This window comes from Bordetella muralis, from assembly GCF_054781015.1.
In genome coordinates this window covers 319,883-333,998 of record NZ_BAAGVF010000006.1, presented here as the reverse complement: position 1 = coordinate 333,998, position 14,116 = coordinate 319,883, and the positions used below count along the sequence as shown (strand labels likewise).

General features: G+C 58.3%; 10 protein-coding genes and 1 pseudogene. 6 read left to right on the top strand and 5 right to left on the bottom strand.

Annotated elements, in window-relative coordinates; translation table 11 throughout:
* Positions 1 to 37: 37 nt before the first annotated feature.
* The gene (locus tag ACYVIT_RS12545; protein WP_415804878.1) at positions 38 to 1,060 is read left to right on the top strand and encodes a C45 family autoproteolytic acyltransferase/hydolase; all 1,023 of its coding nucleotides are present in this window, start codon (positions 38 to 40) and stop codon (positions 1,058 to 1,060) included.
* Between the two features lie 125 nt (positions 1,061 to 1,185).
* Here the strand turns inward: ACYVIT_RS12545 and ACYVIT_RS12540 are convergent, their stop codons facing one another.
* Entirely contained in the window at positions 1,186 to 2,733 is a 1,548-nt protein-coding gene (locus ACYVIT_RS12540) for an autotransporter outer membrane beta-barrel domain-containing protein (protein ID WP_415805268.1), read from the bottom strand.
* A 438-nt stretch (positions 2,734 to 3,171) separates the two neighbouring features.
* Positions 3,172 to 3,294 (bottom strand): annotated as a pseudogene (locus ACYVIT_RS12535) (ESPR domain-containing protein); the annotation flags it as partial.
* Positions 3,295 to 4,202: 908 nt separating this feature from the next.
* On the opposite strand from ACYVIT_RS12535, the gene ACYVIT_RS12530 reads away from it, so the two are divergent.
* Entirely contained in the window at positions 4,203 to 4,391 is a 189-nt protein-coding gene (locus ACYVIT_RS12530; protein ID WP_415804877.1) for a hypothetical protein, read from the top strand.
* A gap of 35 nt (positions 4,392 to 4,426) precedes the next feature.
* Positions 4,427 to 6,616 carry a phosphocholine-specific phospholipase C gene (locus tag ACYVIT_RS12525; protein ID WP_415804876.1) on the top strand — a complete coding sequence of 730 codons (2,190 nt, stop codon included), beginning with the start codon at positions 4,427 to 4,429 and terminating at the stop codon, positions 6,614 to 6,616.
* A gap of 92 nt (positions 6,617 to 6,708) precedes the next feature.
* Here ACYVIT_RS12525 and ACYVIT_RS12520 read toward each other — a convergent pair whose 3' ends face one another.
* Both ACYVIT_RS12520 and ACYVIT_RS12515 read right to left on the bottom strand, forming a co-directional pair.
* Complete coding sequence (locus ACYVIT_RS12520; protein ID WP_415805267.1) at positions 6,709 to 8,034, bottom strand: 3-deoxy-D-arabino-heptulosonate 7-phosphate synthase; 1,326 nt, start codon at positions 8,032 to 8,034, stop codon at positions 6,709 to 6,711.
* Between the two features lie 74 nt (positions 8,035 to 8,108).
* Positions 8,109 to 8,684 carry a GNAT family N-acetyltransferase gene (locus ACYVIT_RS12515; protein WP_415804875.1) on the bottom strand — a complete coding sequence of 192 codons (576 nt, stop codon included), beginning with the start codon at positions 8,682 to 8,684 and terminating at the stop codon, positions 8,109 to 8,111.
* A gap of 196 nt (positions 8,685 to 8,880) precedes the next feature.
* Between ACYVIT_RS12515 and ACYVIT_RS12510 the strand changes: the two genes are divergently transcribed.
* The 3 genes from ACYVIT_RS12510 to ACYVIT_RS12500 are packed head-to-tail and all read left to right on the top strand — an operon-like array spanning position 8,881 to position 11,655.
* On the top strand, positions 8,881 to 9,855 hold the full coding sequence (locus ACYVIT_RS12510) for a TRAP transporter substrate-binding protein (RefSeq protein WP_415804874.1): 975 nt from the start codon (positions 8,881 to 8,883) through the stop codon (positions 9,853 to 9,855).
* Positions 9,856 to 9,860: 5 nt separating this feature from the next.
* Positions 9,861 to 10,361: a TRAP transporter small permease gene (locus tag ACYVIT_RS12505; RefSeq protein WP_415804873.1), complete on the top strand. Its 501-nt coding sequence runs from the start codon at positions 9,861 to 9,863 to the stop codon at positions 10,359 to 10,361.
* Positions 10,354 to 11,655: a TRAP transporter large permease gene (locus ACYVIT_RS12500; protein ID WP_415804872.1), complete on the top strand. Its 1,302-nt coding sequence runs from the start codon at positions 10,354 to 10,356 to the stop codon at positions 11,653 to 11,655. The genes ACYVIT_RS12505 and ACYVIT_RS12500 overlap by 8 nt, the downstream gene beginning before the upstream one ends.
* A 147-nt stretch (positions 11,656 to 11,802) precedes the next feature.
* Here the strand turns inward: ACYVIT_RS12500 and ACYVIT_RS12495 are convergent, their stop codons facing one another.
* On the bottom strand, positions 11,803 to 14,103 hold the full coding sequence (locus tag ACYVIT_RS12495; protein ID WP_415804871.1) for an ATP-dependent DNA helicase: 2,301 nt from the start codon (positions 14,101 to 14,103) through the stop codon (positions 11,803 to 11,805).
* Between the last annotated feature and the right edge of the window lie 13 nt (positions 14,104 to 14,116).

The window sequence follows — 14,116 nt, the reverse complement described above, 5'->3', positions numbered from 1 at the left end:
TCAGTTCCTCGATGACGCTCTACGCCGGAGACGACTCATGCCGTTCAAACCTGTACGCATCACAGGCACTCGCCGCCAAGTCGGCTTCGCTTTAGGAAAGCTCGCCCGCCCGCTGATGTCGGTCTATCTGGATCAAAGCACGACGTGGCGAGCATTACGTCCCTGGCGCGGTCACGCCTATCTGCAGGAGCTCGCCGCACACATCCAGCGCAATCTGCCCGAACTCTGGCAAGAGTTCGAAGGCATGGTCGAGGGCGTGCAAATGCCCGCAGAGGATTTGCTGCTGTGGAACTGTCGTGGCGACCTGTTGCATCAGACGACTGACGGCTGCACCTCTGTGGCGATACACGGCCCCGATGGCGCTCGATGGATCGGCCACAACGAGGACGGCGATCCCTACCTTTATGGGCGTTGCCATGTGGTCGACGTGCAGCCGGACGATGCGCCAGGTTATGTCAGTTTCTATTACCCGGGGTCATTACCGGGGCATACCTTTGCTGCCAATCGCGCGGGGATTGTTCAGACCATCAATAATCTGCGTACGCGCACCCGGCGTGCCGGTGTACCGCGCATGTTTTTGGCGCGCGCCGTGCTGGACTGCACGACCCTGGATCAGGCGATCACACGCTTGCACGACACGCCACGTGCGGGCGCGTTTCATCACACCTTGGGCGCAGCGGGCGACGATCGATTGTTCAGCGTAGAGGCTATGCCTGGCCTATGCTCCATCGAGCCTGTCCAGCGTCGATATGGACATGCGAATCACCTCGTGCATGCGGCAACCAAAGACGTTGCCCAGATCGTCACTGACTCATCCCGCGCACGTCAAAGCCGCATCGAAAGCCTGTTGGACAGCTGGCACGAAGACATCACAGAAAGCGACATCGTCGCCGCCTTGCACGACAAAGAAGGAAACCTGCCCATCCTGCGCGGCGCAGCGGACGATCCCGATGAGGAAAACACCCTGGCAACTGCGGTATTTACCCTGGACGATGCCCACGTCGCCCTGAAGGTTTACGATCGGAAAGCGACGGCGGCACAAAGCCTCGCCATCAAATGATGAATCGAGCCGACACTGACCGTCCTGGCATTGTGGTGTACTTCACTGCGCAAAAAAGCCGTCAAGATCAACGATGATCTTGACGGCTGACTACGCGGCTCGGATGTAATGCCCTATCGCGTGGATCAATAGCGATACTTCGCCATCAGGTTGCCGCCGGTCTCGTGATAACCCGCAGTTCCCTGGTTATGGAACACCTCGACATTGAGCGAGAGGCGCTGATTGAGGTTGCCTTCCACGCCCAATTTCAACTGGCCGGCATCGCGCCCGCTGTTCATCTTGGCATCGGCATTGTTCATGCGAACACCGTAGCCCTTGGTGGTATGCAGCCAGTTGGCCTCGATGTGAGGCGTGATGATAGACGTCAGTCCCGTAGGAACATGCGCAGCGGCGCGCAGTCCCACACTGGTCTGCATGCGCGACCCATTCAGAAACTCGATCCGGGTACCATTGCCATCGGTGAAATTATCCGAGCGCACATGTTGATAGATCAACTGCGCATGTGGCTGCAGCACGTACTTCACGTTATTGTGCTCGGCGATCTTGGCGTTGTAGCCTAACTCCAGCGACGCGGTCATACCTTTTGACTTGTATTTCTCGCCCGGCAGATCGTTACCCTTGACGTGGTTATCGAACTGGTTCCACAGCAGCCAGCTGTCCACGTACACGCCCTGCTGGGTTTCGGCATTCTGCTGATAGGTCCCATACAGGCCCAGACCATAGCCATCGACTTTGCCCTTGCTGCCAAAACCGGCCAAGCTCGAACTGGTTTTGCCATCATAGTGGCCATACCCGCCCATCACACCGAGCGTCACCTGATCGCGATCATTGGTCGAATCCACCAGCATGTCGATACCCATCATGACCGTATTCTTGTCACCTTTGGTACGCAACTGCCCAGACTCGTCTTTCAGGGCGCTGTGCGAACCGCTGTACCGGATCCAGGCACTGCCCTGATGCGGATGGCCTTCGCCCTGAAAATAGCTGCCCAAGCGATCGTTCAGGTTCATCCGGAACATCGTGTTGGCTGCCCAGGCGTTGCTGTTGTACGAGCCTGCCTTCGGTTCGAGCACAATCACGCCCGTCTCCGCAGGCAACGGAGTCACGGCGAGGGCGGACGCGGCACTGGAATTTTCGACGTTGATTTCGCTCTGCTCACTGGACGAATCGTTCGAATTTTTTTCTTCACTCGACTCTTCTTCTTCGTGGACAACAACCGGTGCCGTCGACGAGGTATCCTCAACAACCGGAGTGGATAGATCGGGCGCATCACCGCCACCATCAACGGCGGACGCCTTCGACGAGGTATCCCCAACAACCGGAGTGGATAGATCGGGCGCATCACCGCCACCATCAACGGCGGACGCCTTCGATGAGGTATCCCCAACAACCGGAGTGGATAGATCGGGCGTATCACCGCCACCATCAACGGCGGACGCCTTCGACGAGGTATCCTCAACAACCGGAGTGGATAGATCGGGCGTATCACCGCCACCATCAACGGCGGACGCCTTCGACGAGGTATCCCCAGCAGTCATAGCGGACCGACCGGACGTATCACCATCAATAACACGGATGGCCTTCGTCGAGGTTTCTTCTACACTCGCGCCGGGGACATTAGGCGTAGCGTCGTCACGAAAAATAGTGGGCACCATGGACACAAAGGGCGCCATGGACGAGGGATTCTTTCCACTCGTGGCGGAGTGATCAGGCGCATTACGTTCGTCTTGGCTGCTTTCTGACGAACGTTCTTTGTTCTTCGCTGCACCCGTACCCACCAGATCATCCACACGCGTATGCAGTATCTCATCTGCCTTCGACGCCCAGCGCTCAACAGTCCCCGTGGCGCCTGAAGCCAGAACCTCATGCATAGGACGGGACCTACGCACGGCCACCCCAGACTCGGGCTTTTCGATTGGGGCATGGCCTGCACTATCGAGCCTATCCGAAGGCAATTGATTCGTATCCGTCGCAGTCACCTTCAACGGCATCGAAATGGGCACTGTTTCGTTTTTCAAAACGGATGAGGATGGAGCCTCAATCATCGGTGTCGTATTGGAAAGCGTGGGCCGAATATCAACGTGCGAATGCGCCAGATTCGGCAGGAGCAACGAACCCACCAACATACAGGAGGCAATTACGGAAGAATTTTTGCCTCGACTTTTCGTCAGCTCTGACGCCACTACCCAGCAGTGCAGACTGCGATTCCAAATCAGCTTAAAGACCTTATTCATTTATTCTCTTTCTCTCCCGACAAGGCATGTATCCTGATCGAGATGTCAATGCGAAGATGACAAGGGACGTGTCCCCTTGCCCTCCTCAGTTCAAGGATTGTGGTGATTCAAAATTTCTTCTGTCGAAAAAATTTCGCGAAATTTAGCCACACCGAATTGAGAAACGAAATTTCAGCAATAGGAAAAATGAAGTTATGCCGCGCTCTTGGCCGAATTGAAGGCCCTTTATTTTTTCTTTATTTTTCAAAAGCCTATAAACAAAAAAAACGGACTCGAAGAGAATGTCCTCCTTGGCAATTTGATATCTCAGCAAGAAAAAAAAGGACGATTCCTACGTCTAAGAAGAAATCATGCTAGAGATTTGGCCACGATCAATGCCGAGATGAAATGCCGGCCGTTTGAAAAAACCACGTATAAATCGCGTCGGATTATCGGTGGCGAAATCTCAATTTCTCGCTATTTTTAAGGGGTCTCATGCCATCCAAACCGGATCCCGAATGGACTTAGATATCTAAGAAAACCCATCACAGGAAAATCAGACTATCCCTATGCCTCCTACAACGTTGAGGCCGTCGTACACCGTAAAAGTCGTGCTGCTGTCGTTGAGACTCGACTTCTGTAAAACATCTTTCCAAGCCTTAAGCGAATCCATCGCCTTGGATCGTCGCCCTCCTCGTCCTTCATAGGAGGCGGAGCCTGGTCTATGACAGCGCCGAGACAGCACTCGACCCAATCTGCAAAATCTGCAATACAACAATGCATCGCTGTCAAAAAAATGCCTTTTTTCAGGCCTAGACTTCCGCCCCTGACGGTTGCAATCCGACCCTGTTTTTGAGCTGGCTTATCAACGTGCGCACTCTCGCCTGATCACCGCGGGCACGCACATTCTTTCCAGGCGATACGAAACGATGATGCGAAGTAACACTGAGGGACGGCCCTATACGCGCAAGCTGGCATGGGCACTGAGCCTGTCGTTGGCCGTCTTGCTGGCGGCTTGCAGCAATAGCGACTCGGACGATGACGAGACGACGCCTCCTCCTCCGGGCGGCGGCACCACCGAGTGCACCGCCGACGTCCATTGCGCGCCCGCGCCCTGAACCCCTCTCTCATCCACGATACGTACATACCCAACATGTCATTTGATCCCTCCAAGCGCGGGTTTCTGCGTGCTTCGCTAGGCACCACCGCAGCATTGACTGCCCTCTCTACCTTGCCGTTGTCCATCCGGCGCGCGTTGGCCATCGAGGCGAACTCCGCCACAGGCACCTTGCAAGACGTCAAGCACGTGGTGCTGCTGATGTTGGAAAACCGTTCGTTCGATAGCCATTTCGGGACGTTTCGCGGCGTGCGCGGGTTTGGCGATCGCCATCCGATCCCATTGGCCAACGGCAGCCACGTGCTTTATCAAACAGACGCCAACGGCAATACGGAAACGCCCTATCACCTGGACGGCAGCAAGGGCAATGCACAGCGTGCGGGCGGCACACCGCATACCTGGCTCGACGCGCAGGCAGCTTGGGACCATGGTCGCATGAACCGGTGGCCTGTCGCCAAACAGCCGCTGTCCATGGCCTATATGGAAAACGCCGAAGTCCCGTTTCATCGCGCGCTGGCCGATGCCTTTACGCTATGCGATGCGTATCACTGTTCCATGCATACAGGCACGATCCCGAATCGTCTGTTCTACTGGACCGGCACGAACGGCCCGTCGGGCGACAACTATGCAGCCATCATCAACCAGTACAACGGCGGCAACGATGTAGGACCATCGACCGAAGGCTGGACATGGACCACGTACGCCGACCGCCTGGAACAAGCCGGCGTCAGCTGGAAGGTCTACCAAAGCCTGGACGATAATTTCGGCTGCAACCAGCTCATGACGTTCCGCCATTGGCGCGAGGCCATGGAGGCCATGCCCGCCGACCGCCGCCCCGTAGCGTTGCCCGCCATTTCACCGGCCTACGATCCCGCCATCGACGATGCCCTCAGTCCGCTGGCCAAGGGCTTTGGCAACACCATGCCCGACGGCCTGCTGCAGAGCCTGCGAGACGATGTGAAAAACGGCACGTTGCCTGCGGTGTCATGGGTCATTCCTCCGTCGACGTACAGCGAACATCCCGGCCCCTCCAGCCCTGCCCAAGGCGGGTGGTACATGCAAGAGGTCCTCGATGCATTGACCTCGAATCCCGAGGTGTGGGCCAGCACCGTCTTGCTGATCAACTACGACGAGAACGACGGGTTTTTCGATCATCTGCCGCCGCCGTCTGCCCCGTCGGTGCGTGATGACGACTCCTTGGCCGGTAAGACGACGCTGAGCGACGAGGAGATGGCTTTCGAATACTACAACTACGCTCCTGCCTCGTCGTCACATCCGGCACAGGACGGCAAACCTTTTGGTCCGGGTCCGCGCGTGCCGATGTGGGTGGTGTCTCCCTGGAGCCGTGGCGGCTGGGTGAATTCCCAGGTGTTCGATCACACGTCGACGCTGTTGTTTCTGGAAAAACGATTCGGCGTACAAGAGCCCAACATCAGCGCCTATCGCCGCGCGATATGCGGCGACCTGACGACGGCGTTCAATTTCGCCAATCCGAACGGCGAAGCGCTGGCGACGCTGGGCGGCAGCACGACGAAAGAGGCAGCGGCCGAACTGGTCGCTCAACAGGAATCCGCCGCGGCGATTCCAGTGCCGGTGGATCCTGCCTTGCCGCACCAGGAAACCGGTACAAGGCCTTCGCGTGCGCTGCCGTACGAGTTGCACACCACAGCCAGGCCCGACGCCAGCAAAGGAACCGTTACGTTGGCGTTTGCCAATAGCGGCCAGGCCGGTGCGGTCTTTCACGTGTACGACAAACTGCACCTGAGCCAGATTCCGCGCCGCTATATGGTCGAAGCCGGCAAGGAACTCGATGACGCGATCGACGTCAGCGTGGACAATGGCCGATACCATTTCTGGATACTGGGACCCAACGGCTACCATCGCGAGTTCATCGGCGATCTGCGCGATACGGCAACATCGGGATTGGAAATCCAGGTCTGCTATCAATCGTGCGAGCCCGCAGAGGTCCAGGTCAAGCTGTATAACCGTAGCAGCAGCGCAGTCACCTTTAGCGTGACCGCGCAAGGCTATCGCCAGGACGGTCCGTGGACGAGCCAGGTCGAGGCCGGAAAAATCGGCGAACTCAGCTGGGCGCTGGGTGACAGCGGCAATTGGTATGACTTTGTCGTGAACGCGGGCGACTCCAAAGTCTGGTCGCGCCGCTTTGCCGGTCATGTGGAAAACGGCAAAGACTCGGTCTCGGATCCCGAGATGGGTCAAGGCTGATGAGGCCGGGGCGAGACGCCGTGACGTATCGCCCCGGATGTAGATCGGATGCCATTTACCCAGCCTGCCCCTGGCGTGCCTGGCATGGCCGATCAGGCCGCGTCAGACCCGGACTGGCCGTTTACCGCCATAAACAGATCATCGACATGTACCATCAGGTCGCGGACTTGGCGTAACAGTGGATATTGACGTCGCACCGTGTCCCACCGGGCGGATGTCAACAACTGTTCCCAGACGGACGCCAGGCTCTGCCTATCGCCTGGGGCTGCACCTGCCAAACTGCTGGCATATGCCACGCTGCCAGGTGCGGACAAGAGTTGCATACGCGTGGCGGTACTGAGCAATTTCGGATAGGCATCAGCCACGGCATCGCAGCAATAAAGAACACTGCCTGCCACATGGGTATCCTCAGCGGCGAATCGCTTTAGCGACGAGCCGCGCAATTGCACACGTCCTTGATGAGTGTCAAACGCATACGTTGTTTCGGCCTGCGCACTGGCCAACAGCCGCAGGCCTCGCAACAGGCGAGGCAAATCGGTAGTCGCTGCATCGACGGAGGCTTTTGCCTCAATCAGCAAACAGACGTCAAACGTCGGCGTATCGCCATCCGAAGGAGTCTGCTGCAACAGCACGGCATCCCACTCACTCTTGGCATAGTCGGCATTCCCGGGCAGCGACGGCGAGGCACGCATCGACGTCACGACGCGATAGGGGATTTTGTTCTCCGCTTGCGCGTTCAGCCGTTGAGCCAACACCTCTAGCGCCTGCGCCGCGCGAGCTTCGACTGCCGCGCCGCGCTGCTGCGACGCAGCGCCTTGTTCCATCGCCACGGCACTGCCTGCACGAGGTCCCTGCTGGTCCCATAGCGAGCGGTAGCGCTGCACCAGCGGGTCGGATACCAACACCGACAGACGTCGCAACCGTCCCAGCGCCGGGCTGCCAGACAACCGGTCCATGCCGCGTGTGACTGCCGAATCGGCTTCGGCCTGTGCCAGAGGCAGGACTTGTTCCGCACAGACACACAGCGCATGCCAGTCTTCCGCGGCCGCAAAGGCCTGCAATTGCGTCAGCGCCGCACGCAGCGCCCCTGTGGGCATGCGTTGCAGTTTCGTCGGATGAGCGACGGTATTGACCGCTGCATGGACTTCACGCCGATCCTGATTTGCGTGGGCAGCGAGCGAGGCATACTCGCGCACCGCAGCGGTTTGATGACGCAAGACCATGGCCTGAAAAGCGGTGTCTCCGCGCGTTGGCTGCACCGCCTCTCGAATCAAACGATCAAGAGCATCGAAGAACCGGCGTTTCAGGGCATCGTCCGGCGTATCGCCAGCCTCCAGCAAGACTCGAACCTGTTCCAGCACGATGGCGAGCGCTGTCGATGGATTCTCACTTTGCGTGCGAGACGACGCCGCCGGCATCGCGGGCAGCCGATATCGGCGCCTCACCGTGCGCAGTATGTCTTGCAATAGGGACGAAGGCTGCACGCGTTGCACTACGCTTGACGTTGAAACGGCGCCGGCGCAGTCGCGGTATCCACGAGTCTCAAGAACATATGTTTGTCCGCGTAAAGTTTGCCATCGATGCATAGCGAATCAGGTTCTTCGCCACACAGTTGAAAGCCCAGGCTTGAATAGAGCTGAAACGCCGCCGCGTTGGACGCTGTCACGTTCAATGTGATTTGCCGAATCCCCGGCAGTTTGCGGGTGTGGGCGATAGCCGCCGTCATCAACGCCCTGGCTGCCCCTTTTCCCCTCAGATCAGGATGCACATACACGCCCCATATTGTGGCCTTGTGCATGGCCTTTTTGCCCCGATGCCTGAATACGCCCGCACTGCCTTTGAGCTCGCCTGCGACAAATGCGCCGATGATCAAGGCGCCGTCGTTGGGGCCAACCCGGGCAGACCAATCCGCCTCTGACAATACAGCCTCATCCTCCAGGCTGCTCATGAACGATTCGGGCGAGTCTGCGAGCATCTGCGCGCGCAGTACACGGAAGGCTGCGACGTCTGCGTGATTCAGCAATCGGTATTCCACCCCGTTGGCGACGGGTTCCTGTTCGAGAGACATGAAAGCTGGGACCTCCAAAATGTAAATTTTGACACAGCACGACCCTAGGACTTTCCCCTATGTAGGGGTTTCCTGGGGCAATCGGCGTTCTTGGCCCCGTAGAATTGCAACGCTTATGGCACCGCAATGCTTGCTCGCAGTGTTTCTGTGATACGCCGGGCTCATCGCCCTCTCTATGCGAAGAAGGATCTCTCTGATGAAAAAGACCCTCCCCTTGCTGGCTGGCAGCTTTGTGCTGGCTTTCAGCGCCAGCGCTATGGCTCAAACCACGTGGGATCTGCCCAGCGCCTATCCTGCCAGCAATTTCCATGTCGAAAACCTGAATACGTTTGCCAAAGACGTGGAGTCGCTCTCCGGCGGCAAGCTGAAAATCACGATCCACAATAACGCGTCGCTCTATAAGGCGCCCGAGATCAAGCGCGCCGTTCAAGGCAACCAGGCTCAGATTGGCGAAATCCTGCTGACCAACTACGCCAACGAAGATCCGATTTATGCCCTGGACGGCTTGCCCTTCCTGGCAACGGGCTATGACGCCTCGTACAAACTTTATCAGACGCAAAAACCGTATCTGGAAAAGAAACTGGCCTCGCAAGGCATGACGCTGTTGTTTACGGTTGCCTGGCCCCCGCAAGGCATTTTCACCAACCGTGACCTGAAAACCGTCGACGATCTGAAAGGCCTGAAATGGCGCGCCTATAGCCCTGTCACTGCCAAGATCGCGGAACTGGTCGGCGCTCAACCCGTCACGGTCCAGGCTGCCGAGCTGTCCCAGGCGATGGCTACGGGCGTGATCGACTCGTATATGTCGTCGGCCTCGACCGGCTATGACACCAAGACCTACGAGTACATCAAAAAATGGTACGACACTCAGGCTTGGCTGCCCAAGAACGCGATCCTGGTGAACAAGAAAGCCTTTGACGCATTGGATCCGGCAACCCAGGAGGCGCTGAAAAAAGCCGGCGCTCAAGCCGAAGAGCGCGGCTGGAAGCTCGCCGAGGAAAAAGGCGAGTGGTACAAAAAAGAGCTCACCAAGAACGGCATGGCTATTGTGCAACCCACACCTGAGCTCAAAGCAGGCCTGAACAAGGTCGGCGAAGTCATGATCAAGGAATGGGAGGATCGTGCCGGCGATGACGGCAAGGCCATCATCGAAGCCTATCGCAAGATGTAATCCCCATGCGCCGTTTACTCGATACTCTGTACGGCGCGGCCGGCCTCTTGGCCGGCCTGTGCATGATAGGTGTGCTGATTTCAGTACTGATTTCCATCATTGGCCGCCAGATCGATTGGCATGTAGCTGGCATGGACGCCTATGCGGGCTATTTCATGGCCGGTGCCGGTTTTTTGGCATTAGCCAGTACGTTCAAACACGGTGAACACATTCGCGTCACGCTGTTGCTGAATTCGCTGGCAGCGCGCGGCAGCCGGCGCCTGGATATTTTTGCGCTGTGTGCAGGCACCCTCCTCGCGGCCTCTTTTGCGTTCTTCAGTATCAAGCTGATGCTGGACTCGCATACCTATAACGATGTATCCACGTCCAACGATGCCACGCCATTGTGGATACCCCAGATCAGCATGGCTGTCGGGACCGTGTTGTTCCTGGTGTCGCTGGTCGACGAATTGATCCGCCGCTTGCACGGTCTGCCTGCTCCTACGTCACAGCAAACCCATGAATGAAGTCCTGGTCATTACCCTATTAGTCGTCTCTATTTTCGCACTGCTGGGCTGCGGAGTCTGGGTAGGTCTGACATTGGCAGGCACGGCCTGGATCGGCATGGAGATTTTTTCCAGCCGGCCTGCCGGCGATGCAATGGCAGTCACCATCTGGGGCGCAGCCTCGAGTTGGACGTTGACGGCGCTGCCCTTGTTTCTGTGGATGGGCGAAATCCTGTTCCGCACGCGATTGTCAGAGGATCTATTCAAGGGGCTCGCGCCCTGGCTGAATCGCCTGCCTGGCCGTCTGTTGCACACCAACGTGATCGGCTGCGCGATCTTTGCCGCGGTATCGGGTTCATCGGCCGCAACTTGCGCGACGGTCGGCAAGATGACGATCCCCGAGTTGAAACGGCGTGGCTATCCCGAGAGCAAGGTGCTCGGCACACTATCCGGTGCGGGCACACTGGGGCTGCTGATTCCTCCCTCGATCATCATGATCGTCTATGGCGTGGCGGCAGATGTCTCGATCGCCCGCCTCTTCATCGCAGGCATTGTGCCAGGCATCATGCTGGCTGCGCTGTTCATGGGCTATATCGCCTGGTGGGCCATACGCAATCCTAAGGAAGTGCCCGCCTCGGACGAGCACATGACGTTGCGGCAAAAACTCTATCAATCTCGTCATTTGATTCCCGTGTTGCTGCTGATCGCAGCGGTGCTGGGATCAATTTACGCGGGGGTCGCAACAGCGACGGAGGCTGCAGCGATTGGTGTGGTGGGCGCGTTGATTCTGTCGGCACTACAGGGGACGCTGAACAAAACCAGCTTTTGGCAATCGCTGATGGGCGCGACCCGGCTGTATTGCATGATCGCATTGATCCTGGCCGGCGCACAGTTCCTGACGCTGTCCATGGGCTATATCGGCCTGCCGCGTGCGCTGGCCGAATGGATCGGCGGACTGGGACTGTCGCAGTTCGGATTGATCATGGCGCTGATGGTCTTTTTCATCGTGTTGGGTTGCTTTCTGGATGGCATTTCCATCGTCGTGCTCACGATGGGGGTGCTGTTGCCGACGGTGCAGGCGGCTGGAATCGATCTGATCTGGTTTGGTGTTTTTGTCGTGTTTGTCGTCGAGATGGCGCAGATTACGCCGCCAGTCGGGTTCAATCTTTTTGTGCTGTCGGGGATGACGGGGCGAGAGCTGCCCTATATTGCCAAGGCGTCGCTGCCGATGTTCTGTTTGATGACGTTGGCGGTGCTGTCGTTGTATGTAGTGCCGGGGATAGCTACTTGGTTGCCGCAGCATATGAAGCTGTGATGTCGGACTGACGATCGACACGCGTGGGTTCAGTTGGCGCCGTCTGCAACAGGTAGACGGCGCCAATTTTATTGGGACATGCCTGTTAGGACGTGCCTGTTAGGACATGCCTGTTATTGAGTCTTGATGGCGGGGTTTCCCGGCAGCTTACTCACGACGTTCGCCCCGCCCCTGTGCGACAGGGATTTGCCACCATCCAGGCAATAACGCCTGCACCTTCGCCCTGCGATAGCGATCGTCGATGAGATAAACCGTGCCACTATCGTGCTCGCTGCGGATCACGCGGCCAGCGGCCTGTACGACCTTTTGCAGCCCGGGGTACAAGTAGGCGTAGTCATATCCCTGGCCGCCGCCATAGAGTTTTTCCATGGCGGCCTTCATCTGCTCGTTGATTGGATTGACCTGAGGCAGACCCAGTGTCGCGATAAAAGCGCCGATCAGCCGTTTGCCCGGCAAATCGACAGCCTCTGAAAATGCGCCGCCCAGCACGGCAAACCCGACGCCAGAGCCCGTTTCGGTGAACCGGGCCAAAAATTCCTCCCGGCTGGCTTCGTTCATGGCACGCGTTTGTTTCCAGAGCGGGACGTGCGGATGGCATTGGCTCAACAGATCGGCCACCTGCTCCAGGTATTCGAAGCTGCTCAAAAAACTCAAATAGTTGCCTGGGCGTTCAGCATATTGTGTCGCGATCAGGTCGACGATGGGACGCAATGACTGTTTGCGGTCCCGATAGCGGGTAGAAACGTTGCCCGCGACATGCACGGCCAATTGTTCCGGCTGGAAAGGCGCGGCTACCTCGATCCAGGCGGTACTGTCCGGCAGACCGAGCGTGTCCCGGTAATACTGTTGCGGATTGAGTGTGGCGGAAAACAATACCGTTGCGTGCGCCGCCGCGTAACGCGACGCCAAGTGCGGCGCGGGCACGACATTGCGAACGCAAAGCGTCGATGAACCCGTCTGGACGGCGGGATCGTCGGGCCGATCTCGCGTGACATCGAACAGCGCGTGCGGGCCGAATTGCTCTGCCAATCGGGCAAAGCTCAGCATCTCGAAATAGAACAGCAACAGGGGATCATCCTGGGCCAAGGGCGCCTGTCCCAGGTGTTCCGCGACGGCAGCTGTGGCCTTCTGTACCGCGGCGAGCACGCCAGCGGGGACGGCGTCGTAGGGCTGATACGCGGCGGTCTGTTTGCGGTTTAACGCATTCCATGCCCGATTCAAGCCATCCAGCGGTTTACGCAGCGCCTTGGGCGCAGCCTGGCGTGCTCGCTTGAGTGCAGGTTGCGACAGCGTACTGCTGTACATGTGACGCGCGCGGTCCACGAGATTGTGCGCTTCGTCCACCAGCACCGCTACGCGCCACTGATGAGCCTGAGCGAGCGCGTACAAAATCGCATTGCTATCGAAGTAGTAGTTATAGTCGCCGAGCACTACATCGCTCCAACGCGCGAGTTCTTGCGACAGGTAGTACGGACATACACCGTGTTCCTCAGCGACGGTGCGTACGGTTGATCCGTCCAACCGCGTATGCGTCAACGCGGCGGCACGAGCCTCGGGCAAACGGTCATAAAAGCCGCGGGCCAATGGACAGGACTCGCCATGACAGGCCTTGTCGGGGTATACGCAGACCTTATCGCGCGCCTGCAGATCGAGCACTCGCAATCCGGGTTGAGCGGCCGACTCGTTGAGACGGTCCAACGCCTGTTGCGCTATCGCCTTGCCTGCGTTCTTGGCCGCGAGGAAGAATACCTTGTCGATGCGCGTATCGGGTGCGGCCTTGAGTAGCGGAAACAAGGTGCCTAGCGTCTTGCCGATGCCCGTGGATGCCTGCGCCAATAAACAGCGTCCATCACGGGCCGTACGATATACCGATACCGCCAACTCCCGCTGTCCCGCGCGAAATTGACCCAGCGGGAAATCCATTTGCGCCAACGCGAGGTCGCGCGCCTGGCGATGGGCGAGCTCGGCGGCCGCCCACGCCTGAAAACGCGCACATTGCTCTTCGAAAAAGGCCTGGAGTTCGGCCGCGTCGTAGTCGCGAGGAAATAGCGTTTCTTCTTCGGTAGCCACATTGAAATACACGACAGCCACGCGCAGGCGACTAATGCCTCTCGCCTGGCAAAACAAGTGGCCGTAGATGCATGCCTGCGCCCAATGCAGTGCACGATGGTTGTCGCGCACACTCCTCAGTTCGCCTCGGTAGGTCTTGATCTCCTCGAGTTGATTCGTGCTCGGATCGTATCCGTCGGCGCGACCGCGCACGAACAGGTCGCGGTACTGCCCCGACAACGCAATTTCAGACTCATAGGCCGCGCAGCGACGATCCACTACCGCAGCATGCCCCGCTACCCCTTCGGGGCCGGTCGGCGCGGGCGTGAAACGCAGATCCAGATCCCCTGCCCTGGCGGTGAATTCGCACAGCGCACGCACTGCGACCGAATAACTCATGCCTGGGCCCCAT

Excerpts from the sequence above, each read along its gene's own strand:
- ACYVIT_RS12495 (WP_415804871.1), bottom strand. The coding sequence starts at position 14,103 with ATGAGTTATTCGGTCGCAGTGCGTGCGCTGTGCGAATTCACCGCCAGG.
- ACYVIT_RS12510 (WP_415804874.1), top strand. The coding sequence starts at position 8,881 with ATGAAAAAGACCCTCCCCTTGCTGGCTGGCAGCTTTGTGCTGGCTTTC.
- ACYVIT_RS12515 (WP_415804875.1), bottom strand. The coding sequence starts at position 8,684 with ATGTCTCTCGAACAGGAACCCGTCGCCAACGGGGTGGAATACCGATTG.
- ACYVIT_RS12530 (WP_415804877.1), top strand. The coding sequence starts at position 4,203 with ATGATGCGAAGTAACACTGAGGGACGGCCCTATACGCGCAAGCTGGCA.
- ACYVIT_RS12540 (WP_415805268.1), bottom strand. The coding sequence starts at position 2,733 with ATGGCGCCCTTTGTGTCCATGGTGCCCACTATTTTTCGTGACGACGCT.
- ACYVIT_RS12545 (WP_415804878.1), top strand. The coding sequence starts at position 38 with ATGCCGTTCAAACCTGTACGCATCACAGGCACTCGCCGCCAAGTCGGC.
- ACYVIT_RS12525 (WP_415804876.1), top strand. The coding sequence starts at position 4,427 with ATGTCATTTGATCCCTCCAAGCGCGGGTTTCTGCGTGCTTCGCTAGGC.
- ACYVIT_RS12500 (WP_415804872.1), top strand. The coding sequence starts at position 10,354 with ATGAATGAAGTCCTGGTCATTACCCTATTAGTCGTCTCTATTTTCGCA.
- ACYVIT_RS12505 (WP_415804873.1), top strand. The coding sequence starts at position 9,861 with ATGCGCCGTTTACTCGATACTCTGTACGGCGCGGCCGGCCTCTTGGCC.
- ACYVIT_RS12520 (WP_415805267.1), bottom strand. The coding sequence starts at position 8,034 with ATGCCGGCGGCGTCGTCTCGCACGCAAAGTGAGAATCCATCGACAGCG.